Here is an 18,788-nt window from a genome sequence, read left to right as displayed (position 1 = left end):
GTTTACCCTTTCAAGGAGAGAGCTATGCGCTGGCAAAATCGCAGACGCAGCAGCAATATTGAAGATCGCCGGGGGCAGCGGGTCTCTGGTAGTAGTGCGGGCGCGGCGCCTTTGCTGAGACTGTTACCCATGTTGCTGGGCCGCAAGGGCGGTAAGTGGGTGGTCGTAATTATTGGCGGCTTGCTGGTAGCTTCATATCTTGGAGTGGATATTCCGTTTTTATCGGCCAGTGGGCCGACGGGTCAGCAGAGCGCGGCTTACCAGCCCAGTGCAGCAGAGCAAGAGCTGGCCGAGTTTACCGCCGTGGTCCTGGCCGATACCGAAGAAACCTGGGGGCGAATCTTCTCTGAGGGCGGCGGCCAGTATCAAGAGCCGACCCTGGTGATGTTTAACGGCGCGGTTAACTCCGCCTGCGGCCGCGCTGACTCGGCCATGGGGCCGTTTTACTGCCCGGCGGATCGCAAGGTGTATATCGATTTAAGTTTTTACCAGGACTTAAAGAATCGCCACAACGCCCCCGGTGATTTTGCTCAGGCCTATGTCATTGCCCACGAGGTAGGCCACCATGTGCAAACGCTGCTCGGTATTTCCCCCAAGGTACGCGAGGAGCAGGCGCGGGTGAGCAAGTCCGAGGCAAACGAGCTATCGGTGCGCCAGGAGTTGCAGGCCGACTGCTTTGCCGGCGTATGGGGTTACAGTGCCAATAAATTTCGCGATCTGCTAGAGCCGGGCGATTTAGAAGAAGCGCTAGTAGCGGCCTCGGCCATTGGCGATGATCGCCTGCAGCAAGACGCGCGTGGATATATTACCCCCGAATCCTTCACCCACGGTACTTCACAGCAGCGGGTGAAATGGTTTAAGCGCGGGTTTAGCTCGGGCGATATGCGCCAGTGTGATACTTTTTCGGGCGCTATTTAGTCGGGTTTATGGCGAGCTCGCAGTAGCGCACATCGAGTAGCCTCGCCAGTTGCGCCGGGGCAATTTCGATTTCCAGTCCCCGTTTTCCTGCACTGATAAATACGCTGTTCAGGTGTTCGGCGCTGGTATCAATAAATGTGCGCAGGCGCTTTTTCTGGCCCAAAGGACTGACGCCGCCCAAGACATAACCGCTGCTGCGTTCAACTTTCTCTGCGGCTGCCATCTTGGCTTTTTTGGCACCTGCCGCTTTAGCGACCGCTTTTAATTGTAAGCTAGAGTCAACGCTTACCAAGGCTACCACCAGCTCGCCAGAGGCCAGTTCTACCACTAAGGTTTTAAAAATCCGCATGGCCGGCACACCCAAAGCCTGCGCCGCTTCTTCGCCGTAGGCAGTGCACGCCGGGTCATGGGCGTATTCGTGCAGCTGGTAGGGTGTTTTGCTTTTATTAAGCTGAATAATGGCGGGGGTCATAGGTGCTTTGCCGATGCTGCGTTGGGTTTAATGTGTAGCGAATATGGTTAATGGATTCGCCGTAGAGATCTTCCGCCGCCATTATTTTACGGCTTAGGTGAAAGCCCAGGCGCTCTGCGACCGCGCGGCTTTTTTGGTTGTGCTCGGCCGCGCACAACACAAGCGTGTGCAGTTTGAGGGTCGCAAAACCGTAATGGCACAGCGCGTTTACGCTGCGGGTCATAATGCCGCTGCCGCAGTAGTTTTCGGCCAGCCAGTAGCCGATGCGCGCCTGGCCTGGGCGGGTGTTGATGGCATTGAGCGAGCAAATGCCTACCACCTTATCGTCCAGGGTGATGGCCAGGGTAATGTCCGTGCCTAGGTCGGCGTCTTTGGTGACGCTGAGCAAAAAGCCCTGCATATCGTCGATGCTGGCGGTGGCGTCTACCCAGGGCAGCCACTGGCGCAGGTACAGACGATTGCTTTCCACTAACGCAAACAGTGTTGATGCATCATCGCGCGCGACCGGTCGTAGACTGAGCTGCGCGTCAATAGCGATAGGCTCCATGTTTATCTCCTCCTGCCATATTTAATCACAATTGATCAGCGCTTTGCCCCTTTCGGACGGCGTGCGGCCCGAATGCTTTGGTGTACTGAGGCCAACGTCATCAACGGAGCAAGGCAATGGTAAAGAAAATAGGACTCTGGCTACTGGTGTGTTTGTGTCCCGCCACCTGGGCCGACGAGCGCGAACACAGCGGGCAACTGATGTTGGAGGGGGCCGGGCAGGCGATGCACTTGTCCAGCCACTACCGGCTGCAGATTCAAGGGTTGGCGGCGCGGGTAGAGTTGACGCAAACCTTTAAAAACACCTCGCAGGAGTGGGTTAACGCCACATATGTGTTTCCGCTGCCGGAGGACAGCGCGGTAAGTCGCTTAACCATGACGGTGGGCAAGCGGGTGATTGAAGGCGAAATACAGGAAAAACAGCAAGCCCGCCAAACCTTTGAGGCGGCTAAACGCGCGGGTAAAAAAGCGACCTTGATTGAGCAGCAAAGGCCCAACCTGTTTCGTCAGCAGCTGGCCAATGTGGGCCCGGGCGAGACGGTGAAGATTATTCTGGGCTACAACCAGCAGGTGATTTACGACGCCGGGGAGTTTCGCCTGCGCCTGCCCACCACCTTAACGCCGCGCTATATTCCCGGCATCAGTCATGCCGAGTTCCAGCCCGAGGGCGAGGTGCAAACCGGCGCGTCTGGTTGGGCGTTGCCCACCGCCGAGGTGCCCGATGCGCCGCAGATCACCCCGCCTCAGTGGCACAGCCCAGCGGGCGAGATTCTCAACCCCATGACGTTGGATGTGCACCTGGATGCGGGCATGCCGTTGGCGCAGGTGGGCAGCGCGACTCACAAGCTTGCGGTGCAAACGCCGCAAGGCGCGCCGCTGCAACGCGAGATTAGCCTTGCGGCAGGTAAAGTGGAAATGGACCGAGATCTAGAATTGTCTTGGCGGGCCCAGCCCGGCAAGTCGCCGGTGGCGGCGCAGTTTGTCACCCAGTGGCAAGGGGATCGCTACGCGCAAATTCTGTTAATGCCGCCCCAGCAGTTAGACAGCGAGCAGGTATTGCCGCGCGAATTAATTCTGGTGGTGGATACCTCGGGCTCTATGGGAGGTACTTCTATTGAGCAGGCCCGCGCCAGTGCGCTCATGGCTCTGCAGCAGTTAGCGGAAGGGGATCGGTTTAACCTGCTATTTTTTGCCAGTGATACCCGTGCGGTCTTTCCCCAGGCTGTGGTGGCCAGCGCCGACAATAAAGCCATTGCCCGACAGGCGTTGCAAAAAATGCGCGCCGGGGGCGGTACCGAAATGCACGGCGCGCTGGCGCGAGCCTTTGCTCATAAGGCGCCCGAGTCGCACCTGCAGCAGGTGGTATTTGTCACCGATGGCAGTGTCGGCAATGAGTCGCAATTGCTAAACCTTATTCATCGCGAATTGGGTCAGGCGCGCTTGTTTACCGTCGCCATTGGCAGTGCCCCCAACCGCTTTTTTATGCGCCGCGCGGCCGAATTTGGGCGCGGCAGTTTTACCGAAATCGCCACCGCCGAACAGGTGCAAGCCCGTATGCAGCCGTTGCTAAGCAAGTTGCAAAAGCCGGTGGTAAGTAATGTGCGTATCGACTGGCCCCAGCCGGTGCAGGCGTTTCCGCGCCAAGTGCCGGATTTGTATTGGGGCGAGCCGGTGCAGGTCATTGCCAAGCTCCCGCCCTGGCCGTCGCGTTCGGACGCCCGGGTGGTGGTCAGCGGCGAGTCCGCAGGCCTTCGCTGGCGCCGCGAGCTGGTGCTGGGTATGCCGTCTGACGCGGAGCAGACGGGCGTGCCCGTGCTGGCGCAGCGCTTCGGTCGCGCCCAAATTGCCTTTCTGGAAGACGAGGCTTATCGTGCGGGCGATAGCGAAAGCTCCCGCGCCGAGATACTACCGGTGGCCCTTAACTACCAGTTGATGTCGCGCTATACCAGCTTGGTGGCGGTGGACAAAACCCCCACCCGACCCGAGTCGCAAGCCGCCCGCGATACCGCCGTGGCCAACGCCATGCCCGCCGGTTCGCAAATGCGCGCGGTGGGCTATCCGCAGACCGCGGCGGGAACCCTGTGGCACTGGTTATTGGGGGCGCTAGCGTTAATAGGCTTGTTGGCGGTGCAATATCGCGGAGGTCGTCATGCGGGTTAAAAAGACGCGCTTTGTACAGCGCAACCGCGGCCGTTTGCTGGTAAGTGCCTTGCTTTTACTGGTGCTGTGCTGGCAGTGGGGCACCGCCTTTGGTATTGAGCTAAAAGCGCAGCTGGCGCAGGTGTTGATTGAGCGCGCCTGGCAGCAAAAGCTGGTCGCACCCGAACTGTCTGCTGCCCCCTGGCCCTGGGCAGATACTCAGCCGGTGGCCCGCTTGCAGTGGCTGGATGCCGAGGGCCGGGTGCTCAAGGATTTGTATGTGCTTTCCGGGGGGCACGGTCAGGCTCTGGCGTTTGGGCCCGGCTTGCTGGATGGCTCGCAAATGCAGGGCGCGCGGGTGGTGGGCGGGCACCGCGACACCCACTTTGAGTTTTTGCGCAACACCGAGCGCGGCGACCGCCTGCGCTGGCAAGATACCAATGGCCGCTGGCGCACTTATCGCATCAGCCGTCAAAGCATTGCCGATGCCAGTCGCGAGAGCCTGTGGGTTGAGCCCGCGCAAGACAGTCTCTGGTTGGTCACCTGCTACCCCTTTGATGCGGTGGTGCCCCGAGGCAGCTTGCGCTATGTCGTGCGCGCGGATCGGGTTGAATTACCTTCGCCGTCTCGGGGACGCTATCAGGCCAGTATCTAATGCAGGGGTGTATACTGAACACCGCAGGCCGTTGTTTTCGGTGTGTTCGGTCTGCTGAGATTAGACATTCGCCTAAAGGAAGGATATGTCGGCGAGACGAAATTTGCAGAGTCTGAAAGTGGCCAGTGCCCTGCGCGAAAGCTGCTTTGAAGAGGGCTATAACCTAACCAAACTGCGTGGCGATTTGCTGGCGGGGATTACCGTGGGTATTTCGGCCATTCCGCTGTCCATGGCGCTGGCCATTGCTATTGGCGTGCCACCCGAGCACGGTTTGTACACCTCGCTGGTGGTGGGGTTGGTGATGGCCCTGCTGGGCGGTTCGCGGTTTTCGGTGTCCGGGCCGACCGCGGCGTTTGTGGTGCTGCTGCAACCGGTGGTGCAAGAGTTTGGTTTATCGGGGTTAATGCTGGCGACCTTAATGTCCGGCGTTTTTATGATTCTAATGGCGGTGGCGCGCTTTGGTAGGGTGGTCACTTACATCCCCAACACCGTGACTTTTGGTTTTACCTTGGGGATAGCACTGATTCTGGCCACCATCCAGCTGCCGGACTTACTGGGCTTGGTGCTGACCGAACCCATGCCGGATTTTTATTTTGCCAAGCTGTGGCTTATCGTGCGCCATCTGCCCACGCTGCATTGGCCCACCTTGTTGGTCACCCTGGTATCGTTTATCACCATGTTTGCCTGGCCCAGGTTGCGCCTGCCGGTGCCCGCGCATCTGATTACTATTGTGGTGGGCACAGGGGTAGCAATGCTTTTGCATTCGCAAGGTTACCCGGTGGCGACCATTGCCAGCTCGTTTGAGTATCAGGCCCCGGCGGGGCATACGGTGGCCGGTATTCCCAACTTTTTGCCCGAGATGGTGCTGCCCTGGCAGCAAAGTGAAGGCCAGCCCTGGTCGCTTACTATGCTCAGCGCGGTTTTACCCCAGGCGCTAACCCTGGCTCTGTTGGGGGCGATTGAGGCGCTTTTGTGTGCGGTGATGCTGGAGCGTATGACAGGCAAACGCTATCACGCCAATGCCGAGGTGTTTGGTCTGGGGGTGGGTAATTCCATGGCGGCGTTTTTTGGTGGCTTTAGTGCCGCGCCCGAGCTGGCCCGCTCTACCACCAATTTGCGCGCCGGGGCTTATACGCCTATCGCCTCTATCGTGCATGCGGCGGTTATTGCCGTCAGCTTGCTGTGGATCGCCCCCTACTTAAAACACCTGCCCATGGCTTGTATGGCCACATTGGTAATTATTGTCGCCTGGCGGATGTGCTACGGGCGGCAGATTATTAACACCATTCGCACGGCGCCTGCGGCGGATGTGTTGGTGTTTAGCGTGTGTTTGTTGCTAACCCTAATGGTGGATATGGTGGTGGCCATTGGCAGCGCCGTGGTGATAGCCGCCATTTTGTTTATGCGCGATATCGCCGCCATGACTAAAGTCAGCGATATTACCAATAGGCTCAAGCATGTACCCAAGCCGTTGCCCGAAGGCTGGCGGGTGGTAAAAATCTCGGGGCCATTGTTTTTTGCCGCCGCCGATAAAATTTTTGCCGAGCTGGACCGCCTAGCACGCGACCAAAAGGGCTTGGTGGTCCATATGGACGGGGTGCCTTTGCTTGATGCGGGTGGTTTAGACGGTTTTGCCAGTTTTCTTAAGCGCTGTCGCAAACGCAAATTGCAGCTGGTTTTATCGGATATTCAGTTTCAGCCTCTAAAGGCTATGGTGCGAGCCCAGATTAAACCGGAAAATGGTAACTTTGTGGTCTATCCCACCCTAGCCGAAGCGCTGGATGCGGTGATTGATCAATCGGTGGAAATGAAACCTGCGATCGTGGAATCCTGAGCCAAAAAACGATTTTGCTCGTAGACACTGAAACAACTAAGGACGATTATGAGTTTACGAGAGCAAAGCGTGTCACTGTTAGCGTTGGTTGCTTGGCTGGCGCTGTGTTTTGCCGCTGCGGGCGTAGGCGGCGTGGCCGCCGCCAGCGCGGAAGATTTTTACGCCCTGTTGCAGCAACCTGCCTGGGCGCCGCCCGGTTATTTGTTTGCCCCGGTATGGACGGTTCTTTACGCCATGATGGCGGTCTCTGCCTGGTTGGTATGGCGAATGCGCTCCAGGGCAGGGGCGAAGGTCAGCTTGGGGTTGTTCATCGTCCAGCTATTGTTTAATACCGCCTGGAGTTGGTTATTTTTTGCCTGGAAGCTGGGTGGCTGGGCCTTTTTAGATGTTCTGCTGCTGTGGGTGTTAATCGCCTTAACCATTTACCGCTTTGTCTTTATCAGTCGGTGGGCTGCATTATTGCTGCTGCCCTATTGGTTGTGGGTGACCTTTGCTGCGGTGCTGAATCTTGTGGTTTGGCAATTGAACCCGCAAACCTTGTAAGCTTGTCGCTATGCACTGGATATTTCTACGCGGTTTAGGGCGCGAAGCCGGTCACTGGGGCGACTTTATTTCCCGCTGTGAAGCCCGGTTGGGTTGCACGGGGGTGAGCCTGGATTTTCCCGGTGCCGGCGAGTTTTATCGCGAGCGCTCGCCCACCTCAGTGGCGGGTATTGTCTTGCATTTGCGTCAACAACTGCGCGAGCGAGTCGCACCCGGCGAGCCTCTGGTGCTGGTGGGGTTGTCGATGGGGGCAATGGCGGCGCTTGAGCTGGCCTTGGCCGAGAGCGAGAGAGTTAAAGCGCTGGTGCTCATTAACCCCAGCAGCCGCTTGAATCGTTTTTACCAGCGTTTGCGTTGGCGCAGTTTTATGCCCGTTGTGAAAAACCTGCTCGACTCCAACACGCTTCGCTGCGAACGACGGATTTTGCGCATGGTGAGCAACGACGAACAGGTGCGGCGCAAGCTGCTTGCGCCTTGGTGCGAGATTCAACAGGCGCGGCCCGTCGCCAAGAAAAACCTGATTGCCCAGCTGCGCGCAGCCAGCGGGTATCGGTTGAGCCAAGCTCCGGCAGCCCCGACACGTATTCTCTACTCGCGCCGCGATAGAATGGTCGACCGCCAATGCTCGCAAACGCTGGCGGCCTACTTATCTTGCGAGGCCCGGGCTCACGAGGATGCCGGGCATGATTTGCCCGCCGATGATGCCGAGTGGGTTATCGAGCAGCTAAAAGATGTGCCCTTGGCGCAGTGATCTTTAGCCCAAAGGGGAATTTTCAACCGTCTGCTAAACTGTCTATACTGTTCCCTAATCCCGATTTGGTTTACGTCGCTAGTGTATTTTGTAGCCAAACTGTATTTCTCTTTTAACCGTCGCAAAAGGATATTGGCAATGAAACTCTCGATTCGTTTTCGGGCTGTATGGTTAGTATCAGCACTGTGCATTCTCTGTGCCCCACAGGCCCTGGCGGATGCGCCCTTGCCCTCTTGGAAAGATACCGCTACTAAAAAGGCTATTGTCGAGTTTGTTGCGAGCGCGACTAACCCTGATTCGGACAGCTTTATACCGGTGCCCGAGCGTATTGTAACCACCGATAACGATGGCACCTTGTGGGCCGAACAGCCGGTTTACTTCCAGTTTATGTTTGCCCTGGACCGCATTAAGGCAATGGAGCAAGACCACCCCGAGTGGAAGGAGACTGAGCCTTTTAAAAGTGTTTTATCCGGTGATTTGAAAAAAGTCGCCGCCAGCGGCATGGAAGGTGTGGCAAAAATTGTGGCTGAAACCCACGCCAATATGACCCAAGAGGAGTTTGCCGCTATTGTCGGTGACTGGCTGGCTACCGCCAAACACCCGCACACAGGTAAGGCTTACACCGATATGGTCTATCAGCCGATGCTGGAGTTGCTGGATTATTTGCGTGAGCACGACTTTAAAGTGTTTATTGTCTCCGGCGGGGGCATTGATTTTATGCGCGTTTTTGCCGAGGAGGTCTACGGTGTGCCCCCCGAGCAGGTCGTGGGCTCGACGGGTGAGGCATCGTTTGCGATGCGCGACGGTGTGCCCGCCGTGATTAAAGAGCCCGAGCTTAATTTAGTGGATGACAAAGCCGGTAAGCCCGTGGGTATTTCCCGCCATATCGGGCGCCGCCCGGTGGTGGCAATAGGCAATTCCGATGGCGATTTACAGATGTTGCAGTATACCACTATCCCCCGCAGCGAAGCCGATACCACACCAAGGCTGGGTATTATTGTCCGCCATACCGATGCCGAGCGCGAATACGCATACGATCGCGAATCCCATATCGGCCAGTTAAAGGTAGCCCTGGATGAAGCGCCCAGGCGCGGATGGTTGGTGGTGGATATGAAAAATGACTGGACTCAAATTTATCCCTAGCTGTTTTAGCTAGCATGCAAGGGGTTTCCAACAGCCTGCTATGTTAGCAGCACCTCTGCCGGCATACGCTGGCAGGGTTCTTTAAGCGGCGCCCGTCAGATTGAGATTGGTTCCGTTTGTTCGTAGGCGAATATTGCCTCTGGGGTGAAAAGCCCAAGCTCAGCTGTTAGTCTAATGTAACGACCTTCAAAAATCCCAGGATGGACATATGACGGAAACAAAATCCAAAGCCGGATCCACGGTTCTGATCCCCGTATTTATTCCCGCTGTGGTGGTGATTTTCCTTTTAGTGGTGGGTACCATCAGCAACCCCGAACTTGCGGGCAACTTATTTGCAACGACCCTTTCGTATATTACCGAGACTTTTGGTTGGTTTTATATGTTGTCGGTTGCTTTCTTTTTGCTGTTTATTGTCGGCATTGCCATGACCAAATGGGGCAGTATTAAGCTGGGCCCCGACCACGCCGACGCCCAGTACAGTTTTCCCGAGTGGTTTGCCATGTTGTTCTCGGCCGGTTACGGGATTGCGCTGTTATTTTTTGGGGTCGCCGAGCCGGTGTTGCACTATGCGTCTCCTCCTGCGGGGGCCGCTGAAACCGTCGGCTCTGCCAAGCAGGCGATGCAAATTGCATTTTTTCACTGGGGGTTTCATATTTGGGCCATTTACGGCTTGGTGGGTTTGGTTTTGGCGTATTTTGCTTTTCGCCACGGTTTGCCTCTGTCCATTCGTTCGGCCCTCTACCCCTTGGTTGGTGATCGCATTTACGGGCCCGTTGGCCATGCGGTAGATGTGTTTGCGATCTTGGGCACCATGTTTGGTATCGCGACGACCCTGGGGTTGTCGGTTACGCAAATTAACACGGGTATTAATTATCTGTGGCCGCAGATACCGGTTAACACCACGGTACAACTGATTACCATTGCCTGTATCACCGGGCTGGCGATATTTTCGGTGGTCGCGGGTATGGACAAAGGGGTTAAGCGCCTGTCTATTCTTAATATGGTGTTGGCCGTTTCCCTAATGCTTTTTGTATTTGTCGTAGGGCCCACGGTTCATATTCTGGAAACCTTCTTACAGAACACGGGTAGTTACTTAAATTTTATAGTCGAGCGTACGTTTAATCTAGAAGCTTATTCGCGCAGTGATTGGATTGGTAACTGGACGCTGTTTATTTTCGGTTGGACTATTGCCTGGGCACCCTTTGTCGGGTTGTTTATCGCCAAGATCAGTCGCGGCCGCACCATTCGCGAGTTTGTGGTGGGGGTGATGTTAGTGCCCTCGCTGTTTACCTTTTTGTGGTTTTCGGTGTTCGGTGACACAGCGCTCAATTTAATTATGAACGAGGGTTACACGGCTTTGATTGGCGAAGTGCAGAACAATCAGGCCATCGCTCTGTTTAAGCTCTACGAAGCGCTACCCTGGACCTCGATAGTGTCGTTTATTACGGTACTTTTGATCATCACCTTTTTCGTGACCTCTTCGGACTCGGGCTCGCTGGTCATCGATTCATTGGCCTCGGGCGGCGCTTTGCATACTCCGGCCTGGCAGCGAGTTTTTTGGGCCTGCTCTGAAGGTATTGTCGCGGGTACCTTGCTGCTGGCTGGTGGCTTAAGTGCTTTGCAGACCATGACTATCGCCAGTGCCTTGCCCTTTAGCATCATTATGATTATCTCGGCCGTGGGTATGTGGCGTGCCCTGGTGATTGAAGGCCATCACCAGAGCAGCCTGAAAACCGATGTGCATCAGCGCGGTTCGGGCACCAGCGGCCCCGGTTTGTGGCGTCAGCGTTTGCACGGTTTGGTGACCTTTCCCACTCGCGATGAAGTGAAAAAATTTATGGACACCACCGTTAATAAGGCGATGCACCGGGTCGAACGCGAGCTGGTGAAAGAGGGCTGGCAGGCCAAGGTGGAGGACGATCCGGAAAACAACCGCAAGTATCTTGAAGTGATTAAAGAAGATCATGTGGATTTTATTTACGAAATTCGCATGCTCGATCACGTTCTGCCCGATTATGCGCGCACCGAAGAGTCAGTCTCTAGCGAAGACGAGCAGTACTACTACCGTGCCGAGGTATTCTTGCGCCGCGGGGGGCAGTCCTACGATGTGTTCGGTTTTGATCAGCAGGATATTATTACCGATATTCTGGATCAGTTTGAGAAGCATCTGCACTTCTTGCATATCTCAACCGCCAGCTTGCCCTGGCGCATGGAAGAGCACGATGACATGTTGTCCACGCCGCCCGAGCCACCGGAAGATGAGCCGGGGGTTAATAAAGGCGAATCGGACGAGAAACCCCATTCGCCACCAGCCAGCTAGTAAGCCGGCGCTAGCCCTTGAAATACCAGCAAGTCCGCGCACTTGCGCCAGTATTTCAAGGGCGACACTAAAATCGATCGGGATGATCTACTTTATTGCTAGGGCCTGTTCACACTAATTAGATGCAGCCTGTTGCGACTAAAAATTTGCCAATTAAGGCGCGAGGAGAGTGGTTTGGTTATTCCAAATGAACGACGAGCAACGCAGAGTGGCGGATTTTTAGCCGCAACCCGAATACTTACATGGACGTAAGGTATTAGAGCAATGCAGGAGCAATTGCCGAGGGCTGGAGCCAGTTTTGTCCCCAGCGTTGTTGCCGATCGCTTATTTGGAACAACCAAACTTCGCTCACGGCGCCTAGCTGGAGACAAAACTGGCTTCCAGCAGGCGCATTTAATTAGTGTGAACAGGCCCTAGGCTAAAAGGAGGCCAGCTGTGAATGTCATTCGTTATCTGGTTCTAACCTCGGCTTCGGTGGTGGCGTTGTCGGCCGCCGCCGACCAGACCGAGCAAGATCTGAAAGAACAGATCGAAATTCTGAAGCAGCGCGTCGAAGCGCTGGAGCGCCAGCAGTTGCAAATTTCTGAGCAGAATTTGGGTGCGGTCGAGCTGGCCGCCGAGCGCGAGGCCACCTCTGACGCCGAAGAGGCCGAGGAACCTGCCATTCATATTGGCGGGGCGCTGCGCTTCACCACCGGCTACCGCGAAGAAGTGGACGCTTCGGTCGGACGCAAAGGTGAAAGCGGCTTGGATGTCTTTCGCTTTAATGTCGATGGAAAAATCGACGACTTCCTTATTTCTGCCGAATATCGGTTCTACTCATACATGAATGTGATCCACCATGGCTGGGTGGGTTATGAATTTGAAGACGAAAGCCAAGTGCAGTTGGGCATAAGTCAGGTTCCTTTTGGCTTACTGCCTTATGCATCACACAACGCCTGGTACGGTGTGCCCTATTACGTAGGGCTGGCCGATGATTACGATATGGGCATCAAGTATGTACGCAGCGATGGCCCCTGGAGCACTGAGCTGGCGTTCTACAAAAACGAAGAGTTAAACGACGCTACCAACCTGGATCGCTACGCTTTCGATTTGGTACGCGAGGGTGAACAGCAGAACGAAGAAACCAATACCGTTAACGGTCGGGTGGCTTATACCTTCGGCAAAGAGTCGGCCTGCGAGACGGAAGTCGGCGCCTCAATCGAAATGGGGCAAATGTATAACGCCACCACTGACAGTAATGGTGATCGCTATGCCGGTGCCGCCCATATGGACAGCCGCTGCGGACGCTGGAACTTTCAGCTGCAGGGCACCACCTATGAGTATGATGCCAAAGATCCGGTAGGTGTTGACCCCTCGGTGGTGCGGGTAGGCGCCTTTGCCGGCAGCTATGATATCGACAGTGATGCCGACATTGTGGTGGCTAACGTCGCCTACAATCTTCCCTCGCCCTGGCGCCTCATTGATAGCCTTACCTGCTACAACGACTACTCGCGTCTAAACAAATCTATTGAAGGCGTGAATGATTCAGAGATCAACACGACCGGTTGTGCGATTGGCAGTGGACCGTTATTTACCTATGTCGATTATATTCTGGCGAAGAATATGCCTTACTTTGGTGACGGCTCTTTGGCTGGCGGTGGCGAAAACGACTGGCAGGGTCGGTTCAATATAAACATTGGATACTATTGGTAACGAGTTATGCGTATGCAAGCTTTTTGGGCGGGACTGATCCTGTCCGCGACTGGCGCGGTGGCCTCGGCAGATGCGTTAAATGTGGTGTCGTGGGACGGCGCTTATGTCAAAAGTCAGATTTTGGGTTATATCCGCGATTACGAACAAGCGAGTGGTAACCGGGTCAACGTGATTCAGTACACCGGCGGTATCGACGAAATCCGCAGTCAGTCGCGGGCCTGGAATGTGTCGTGGGAAGTGATTGATTTGGAGTTGTACGATGCCATTCGCGCCTGTAACGAGGGGCTTTTGGAGACTATCGATCTGGATGATATGCCCGCCGCCCCGGACGGCACTCCGGCACGTGATGATTTTATTAATCATCGCGCCACCCCCTGTGGGGTGGCCAACGTAGCCAGTGCTACGGTAATCAGTTTTGACCCCCAGCGCTTTGAGACGCCGCCCGATGCGTTGGAGGACTTCTTTGACTTGGACGTCTATCCGGGCAAGCGCGCTTTGCGCAAAACGCCTCAGGGAAATATGGAATGGGCGCTGATTGCCGATGGCGTGCCCCGCGATAAAGTGTACGATGTGCTTAGCACCGAGCAGGGGCTAAACCGCGCCTTTGCTGTGCTCAATCGTATAAAGCCACATGTGCAGTGGTGGGAAACCGGGCAGGAGGCGATTCGCTTACTTGAGACAGAGCAGGTAGTGATGTCGTCGGCCTACAATGGCCGCGTGGGTGCAGCCATTGACCGGGGCGAGTCTCTGGATATTCTGTGGGACAATCACGTGTGGTATTACGACGTTTGGGCGATTGTTAAAAACGGTCGCAACCCCGACTTGGCTTTGGATTTTATTCGCTTTGCCAGTAAAACAGAGAGCTTGGTGAAGCAGGTTAAGTACATATCCTACGGCCCTATGCGCCACTCTGCGGTGGCTATGCTGGATGAGAAAGTGCGGGATCGTTTGCCCACCTCGGAAGCACACTTAAAAACCGCGTTGGAGTTAGACGCTGTCTGGTGGTCGGAGAACCTGGATCGTATTCAGCCTCGGTTTGAGCGCTGGTTGGAGCGCTCAATAATGGTGCCCAAGGCTTTGCCCCGCTGAGGTTGCTGCGGAGCGCCTTGAGTGGGTGCTCCCCCTTCTCGCTCTTACAGTGAGGGGCGAAAGTTTAGGTTCAGGCTCACATAGGGACTGCTGCTCAGGCTTATGTGAGGCTCATCCCAGTCGCCGTTGTCCACGTCTACGCTCAAGCCTTTAAGGCCGCCCACGCCGCCCTCCAGGGCGAGCCAGACACTGCCCGCTAGCCGTTTTTCTACCGAGAGTCCCAAATCCCAGTTATCGATGGAATAGTTAAACTTATCCCCTCGGGTATCCAGCTGCCAGGCGTTGCCCGCTGGCGACACGCCTAAACGAAACATCAGATCTTTGCTGGGTGAATAGATCAACGCAGGCCAGGGCATAATCGCGCTCAGGGTCCAGCGGTCGTTAAATTGGTAAGAGGCGCCCAGATAGGGCAGCGCCAGATTGGATTGCTCGCTGACATCAAAATACAAACCGAAGGCCCACCACAGGCGATCGGTTTGGGTATAGCGAGCAAAGCCGCCGCCCATTAACTCCCAGCTCCAGTGTGAATTTTCACTGTTGGCTTTGTGCCCCAGGGGTAACAAAAAGCCACCCACTTGCCAGTTTGTGTCGCGCTGGCGAAACCAGCCCACGGGAATACCCACCGACATGACATCCAAGGTGTCGCGGTTGTCAGCCTCGGGAGTCATGCGCGACCAGCTGACCCATTCCCCGACCAATAGCGCGTCACGGTCGCTCATTAAAAACGGCAGAATCGCGCCCTGGGTAACGGTGTCTTGGGTAAAACTGAGAGAACGGCCATCACCCAGGTCGACGTCGCTTTCCTGATAGTGGTTATAACCGGCAAATGCTAGGGGAAGGAAGGGAGCGTTAGAGGTGGAGCGGCTAAACTCAATATCGCTCTGAGCGAAGGCGTCGGCCCATTCGGTCATCAAGTCTGCGTGGCTTGGCGGCGCTAACACCCAGCCTGCGGTTAAGCATAAAAAGAGGCGCATTAGTGTCTGCCTTGACATAACAATACCCGGGCGCAAAAAAAGAGTCGGACACTATTGTGCCCGACTCCAGAACGCGCTGCCAGCGGATGTATTCTAAGCCGCTGTTCTTAATCATTGGCGAGCAGACTAATCTTTGGTAAGAACAATACGGTAATGCGCCTTGCCGTCGCGCAGTGCTTGAATGGCATCGTTAATCTTACTCATGGGGTAAGTTTGCGTGGTGGGTTCAATCTCGTGGCGCGCAGCAAATGCCAGCATTTTTTCGATGGTGGCGGGGCTGCCCACGGGCGAACCTGACACCGAACGCTGTGCGGCGATCAGGCCAAACACGCCCAGCTCGATGGGCTCCAGGGTCGCGCCCACAAAGTGCAGTCGGCCTTTGGGAGTCAAGGTATTTAAGTAGGCGTTCCAGTCCAGTTTTACGTTAACCGTGGATAGGATCAGGTCGAAGGAGCCGGCGGCTTCTTCCAATGCCTCAGCGCTTTTGGAGTTAAGGGTTTTGTGTGCGCCCATTTCCAGCGCTTCGGCCTTTTTGTTCTCGCTGCTGGTAAAGGCGGTTACTTCACAACCCCAGGCGCTTAAAAATTTAACCGCCATATGCCCCAAACCGCCAATACCAATTACCCCCACTTTTGCGGTCGGTGGAATATCAAATTGCACCAGCGGGTTAAACACGGTAATACCGCCGCAAAACAGGGGGCCGGCCGTTTCTGGATTAACGCCTTCGGGCAGTGGCACCACTGCTTTAGCCTGGGCTCGCACTTTATCGGCAAAACCGCCGTGGCGTCCGGCAATAGTGGGCTGGGCACTGGCGCACAGGTTTTGGTCGCCGTCGTTGCAGGTGCTGCACTCGTTACAGTAGGCGCTGTGCCAGCCCAGTCCCACGGTCTGCCCGGGTTTTAAGTGGCTGACATTCTCGCCGGTGGCGGCCACTTTACCGATAACTTCGTGGCCCGGCACAAACGGGTACTGGGTAAAGCCCCACTCGTTGTCCAGCATGCTCAGGTCACTGTGGCACAGGCCGCAGGATTCCACGGCAATTTCGACTTCATCGGCGCCCAGCGGACCCGGGTCGTATTCGTAGGGGGTTAACTCTTGCCCGGCTTCTTGGGCGGCGTAGGCTTTAATCATCTGTTCCTCCTGGATAAAGGTTGGCAGCGATCCAATGGTTGGCGCTGCTATTAATTTGGTGGGTAAATAGATCGTCCTGATCTATTTACACTTCGCCCTAAAAATCAGGCGGCTTTGTGCGAAAACTCTGGATTTCTCGTGTCCTGTCCGAGAAGTTCGCATATTTTCAGCGTGCCCTACAAGGGCTCTGGCAAGGCGCGATTCGCAGCGAATGGCCGTAGTCCTTTGCAAGAAGCGCAACACAGCCAGAGCCCTTGTAGGGCGCGCCCTGCGGGAGCGCCGTTGTGGCACTAGTACTGTGTTGCGCACCTTGCCAATAGAACCACTATTGGCGGCGGCACGCGCCTTGTCCTAGCACCACAACGGCGCTCTGAAATTAAGCGAACTTCTCGAACAGGACACTAGGGCTCGCATGAACCTTCGGCTCATGGCGGTGCGTCCCTGCACCGCCTATTAACCCGGCATATACTGCCACCGGGTTAATAGAAGTGCGGTGGAAAGACTTTAGTATGGTATCTTGAGTTTATTGAAACAATGTGTCTTTCCGAAACCCACTGTTGTGAATTTAGAAACAATAGATTTTAAGGTGCTGCGTCTGTTCGTGGCCACGGCGCAGCAGCTTAGCTTTACCCGCGCCTCGGAAGAGCTGGGGGTGCCCAAGTCGGCGGTCAGTAAAGCGGTACAGCGGTTGGAGTCGGAATTGGGGGTGCGCTTGTTTGAGCGCTCTTCCCGGGTGGTGCGCCTGACCGAGCCGGGTGCCATATTGCTCGATCGGGCCCGCTCGCTGTTGGAGGAGACCTCGCTGATGCTGGCGGACGTACAGAGCAGCCACCGACGGGTGAGTGGTCAGCTGCGACTGGCGGCGCCGCCTGCGTTGGGGCGTTATATCTCCCGCGAGTTATTGCCCCTGTTTTTGCGCGACTGGCCCGAGGTGAACGTCTCCCTCAAACTTTCCTACGACTACGAAGATTTGTTTCGCGAGGGCTTGGACTTAGCGTTTCGTATGGGCGGCCCCCGTGATGATAACCTGATTGAGAAAAAGCTGGGATACGCGAATCGTGTGGTGGTGGCATCGCCCGCTTACCTTAAGCATTTTGGTGAGATAACGAGGCCGGAGCAGCTGCCGGCGCATCGCTGCCTGCAGGTGTTTGATCGTCCGTTTATTGACTGGACGCTGACAAAGGCAGGAATCAGTCATGTAGTGAGCGTGCCGCGGGTGTTCCAGTGCAGTGATATGGAGGCGCTTAAAAGCATGCTGTTGGCCGGTGCCGGCGTGGCGCAATTGCCTTGGCTGGTGGTGCGCGATGAGATAAAAAATGGCCGTTTGGCCGAAGTGCTACCGGGCTGGGTTAGCAATGGAATGAGCATATCGGCTGTCTATCGTTTTGGAACCAATAAGCCTGCCAAACTCGCCGAGTTTTTGACTTTGATTGATCGGCATCAGCACTTGTTTGATTTGCAGCGTCACTGCGCTTAGACCAGCGATGCTTGGAATCTACGACAATAATCTACATAGATTCGTTAAAAAGAATTACTAGGCTACCACCGCTGAGTTCGCTGTCGATATTGATTGATAGACCAATACCAATGTTATTGAGAAAGCTGACGTCATTGCTGGTATCAATAAGCCAGCCGGCGCCTAACTCGTAATAATGGTGGGTGCCCATGGCGGGAACAGCATCGGCGCCTAAATCGATACGGCGGGCCAGTAAACGTATTTGGCTGCGGCGATTCCACACATCGGGCGTATCAAAATGAATAGTGGCGCTGTTGCTCAGTCGGCCGGCCTCGACCGTGGTGTCTTGCAGGTGAGAGTCGGTATCGAACGAATGACCGATGGCGTAGCGGTAAGCGACTTGATACTCCCAGCGATAACCCATCAGCTCGCCTTGATAGCGGGCGCCGATGCTGGGATCCAGGGTCCAAACTTTATAGGACGTATTAAACAGAGCGTTATCAAAGTAGGGTGCGAAAAGTTTAAGAGTACTATCGCGGTAGGCGAGGTCATTATCGTAAACCAGAATTTCACCCCCGATCCCCGTCCGCAGGTGCCAAGCTTGGTTTAATTGGTAGCGCCAGGTGTGCTCGGCGTAAAGCAAAAAGGTGGTTTCTTCTAGTGGATTGCCCACCGTCTCGTCTTCAAAAATTAAATCTTGTTCGGTGGCAATGTAAGATAGGCGGAGTTGGGTTTGTGAGCTCGCCCGATTGCTCAGCGGGCGTGATGCAAAGTGCCAGGGTAGTGAGTAAGTGGTCAGTTGGCTGCGCTGCTCAAGTGAGGTTTCATTACCCACATCAATGTTTTCAAACTCAAAAAACTCATTGGGGTCGAAGTCCATAACGCCCAAGGTAATTAGATTGGCGTCGGAAAGTACAATCGAGCGGGCGCTGTTTTGAGCCACCGCTTCGCCGACTAGGTGCGCTACGCCTAAGTCTTCGAGTGATTGGGCCGAAAGGCAGCAACTGATTCCACTTGACAGCGCAACCAGTGCGGTTTTAAGAATACGGAGGGAGAGTGCCTGCATAGCGATCCTGGCTATTGTCGTCCTGAAGCTGACTATAACTTATACCAAAAAACCAG

The 18,788-nt window shown here is 55.4% G+C and carries 16 protein-coding genes; 11 read left to right on the top strand and 5 right to left on the bottom strand.

The genetic code is table 11. From position 1 onward, the window contains the following. Positions 1 to 24: 24 nt before the first annotated feature. Positions 25 to 918 carry a KPN_02809 family neutral zinc metallopeptidase gene (ypfJ, locus tag M6D89_RS09470; RefSeq protein ID WP_253967823.1) on the top strand — a complete coding sequence of 298 codons (894 nt, stop codon included), beginning with the start codon at positions 25 to 27 and terminating at the stop codon, positions 916 to 918. On the opposite strand, the gene ybaK is transcribed toward ypfJ, so the two are convergent. After that, positions 911 to 1,390, bottom strand: a complete 480-nt coding sequence (gene ybaK / locus M6D89_RS09465; RefSeq protein WP_253967822.1) for a Cys-tRNA(Pro) deacylase — start codon at positions 1,388 to 1,390, stop codon at positions 911 to 913. The genes ypfJ and ybaK overlap by 8 nt on opposite strands. Continuing rightward, positions 1,365 to 1,937: a GNAT family N-acetyltransferase gene (locus M6D89_RS09460; protein WP_253967821.1), complete on the bottom strand. Its 573-nt coding sequence runs from the start codon at positions 1,935 to 1,937 to the stop codon at positions 1,365 to 1,367. The genes ybaK and M6D89_RS09460 overlap by 26 nt, the downstream gene beginning before the upstream one ends. A 116-nt stretch (positions 1,938 to 2,053) precedes the next feature. On the opposite strand from M6D89_RS09460, the gene M6D89_RS09455 reads away from it, so the two are divergent. The 9 genes from M6D89_RS09455 (at position 2,054) to M6D89_RS09415 (ending at position 14,105) form a co-directional block, all read left to right on the top strand. After that, positions 2,054 to 4,096 (top strand): marine proteobacterial sortase target protein, encoded by a 2,043-nt coding sequence (locus M6D89_RS09455; RefSeq protein ID WP_253967820.1) that lies wholly within the window; start codon positions 2,054 to 2,056, stop codon positions 4,094 to 4,096. Continuing rightward, a complete protein-coding gene (locus M6D89_RS09450; RefSeq protein WP_253967819.1) occupies positions 4,086 to 4,730 on the top strand; it encodes a class GN sortase in 645 nt (214 codons plus the stop codon). Before M6D89_RS09455 ends, M6D89_RS09450 begins: the two co-directional genes overlap by 11 nt. 85 nt (positions 4,731 to 4,815) lie before the next feature. Next, entirely contained in the window at positions 4,816 to 6,564 is a 1,749-nt protein-coding gene (gene dauA / locus M6D89_RS09445) for a C4-dicarboxylic acid transporter DauA (protein WP_253967818.1), read from the top strand. A gap of 48 nt (positions 6,565 to 6,612) precedes the next feature. Further along, complete coding sequence (locus M6D89_RS09440) at positions 6,613 to 7,107, top strand: TspO/MBR family protein (protein WP_253967817.1); 495 nt, start codon at positions 6,613 to 6,615, stop codon at positions 7,105 to 7,107. A gap of 10 nt (positions 7,108 to 7,117) precedes the next feature. Continuing rightward, positions 7,118 to 7,858, top strand: a complete 741-nt coding sequence (locus tag M6D89_RS09435; protein WP_253967816.1) for an alpha/beta fold hydrolase — start codon at positions 7,118 to 7,120, stop codon at positions 7,856 to 7,858. 138 nt (positions 7,859 to 7,996) lie between these two features. After that, positions 7,997 to 9,001, top strand: coding sequence for an HAD family hydrolase (locus M6D89_RS09430; protein WP_253967815.1), 1,005 nt, complete (start codon positions 7,997 to 7,999; stop codon positions 8,999 to 9,001). A 208-nt stretch (positions 9,002 to 9,209) separates the two neighbouring features. Further along, positions 9,210 to 11,321 (top strand): BCCT family transporter, encoded by a 2,112-nt coding sequence (locus tag M6D89_RS09425; RefSeq protein ID WP_253967814.1) that lies wholly within the window; start codon positions 9,210 to 9,212, stop codon positions 11,319 to 11,321. Between the two features lie 435 nt (positions 11,322 to 11,756). After that, positions 11,757 to 13,016, top strand: coding sequence for a porin (locus tag M6D89_RS09420; RefSeq protein ID WP_253967813.1), 1,260 nt, complete (start codon positions 11,757 to 11,759; stop codon positions 13,014 to 13,016). Positions 13,017 to 13,028: 12 nt separating this feature from the next. Continuing rightward, positions 13,029 to 14,105, top strand: coding sequence for an ABC transporter substrate-binding protein (locus tag M6D89_RS09415; protein ID WP_253967812.1), 1,077 nt, complete (start codon positions 13,029 to 13,031; stop codon positions 14,103 to 14,105). Between the two features lie 44 nt (positions 14,106 to 14,149). On the opposite strand, the gene M6D89_RS09410 is transcribed toward M6D89_RS09415, so the two are convergent. Together M6D89_RS09410 and ahr are read right to left on the bottom strand one after the other, a co-directional pair. Beyond that, on the bottom strand, positions 14,150 to 15,079 hold the full coding sequence (locus M6D89_RS09410; protein WP_253967811.1) for a hypothetical protein: 930 nt from the start codon (positions 15,077 to 15,079) through the stop codon (positions 14,150 to 14,152). Between the two features lie 126 nt (positions 15,080 to 15,205). Further along, positions 15,206 to 16,210 (bottom strand): NADPH-dependent aldehyde reductase Ahr, encoded by a 1,005-nt coding sequence (gene ahr, locus M6D89_RS09405; RefSeq protein ID WP_253967810.1) that lies wholly within the window; start codon positions 16,208 to 16,210, stop codon positions 15,206 to 15,208. A 559-nt stretch (positions 16,211 to 16,769) separates the two neighbouring features. Here ahr and M6D89_RS09400 point away from each other — a divergent pair. Continuing rightward, the gene (locus M6D89_RS09400) at positions 16,770 to 17,687 is read left to right on the top strand and encodes a LysR family transcriptional regulator (RefSeq protein WP_253967809.1); all 918 of its coding nucleotides are present in this window, start codon (positions 16,770 to 16,772) and stop codon (positions 17,685 to 17,687) included. Between the two features lie 31 nt (positions 17,688 to 17,718). Here M6D89_RS09400 and M6D89_RS09395 read toward each other — a convergent pair whose 3' ends face one another. Next, positions 17,719 to 18,732, bottom strand: coding sequence for a Solitary outer membrane autotransporter beta-barrel domain (locus M6D89_RS09395; RefSeq protein ID WP_253967808.1), 1,014 nt, complete (start codon positions 18,730 to 18,732; stop codon positions 17,719 to 17,721). Positions 18,733 to 18,788 lie beyond the last annotated feature (56 nt).

Source organism: Gilvimarinus xylanilyticus, assembly GCF_024195295.1.
Classification (GTDB): Bacteria; Pseudomonadota; Gammaproteobacteria; order Pseudomonadales; family Cellvibrionaceae; genus Gilvimarinus; species Gilvimarinus xylanilyticus.
This window is presented reverse-complemented; position numbering and strand designations above follow the sequence as displayed.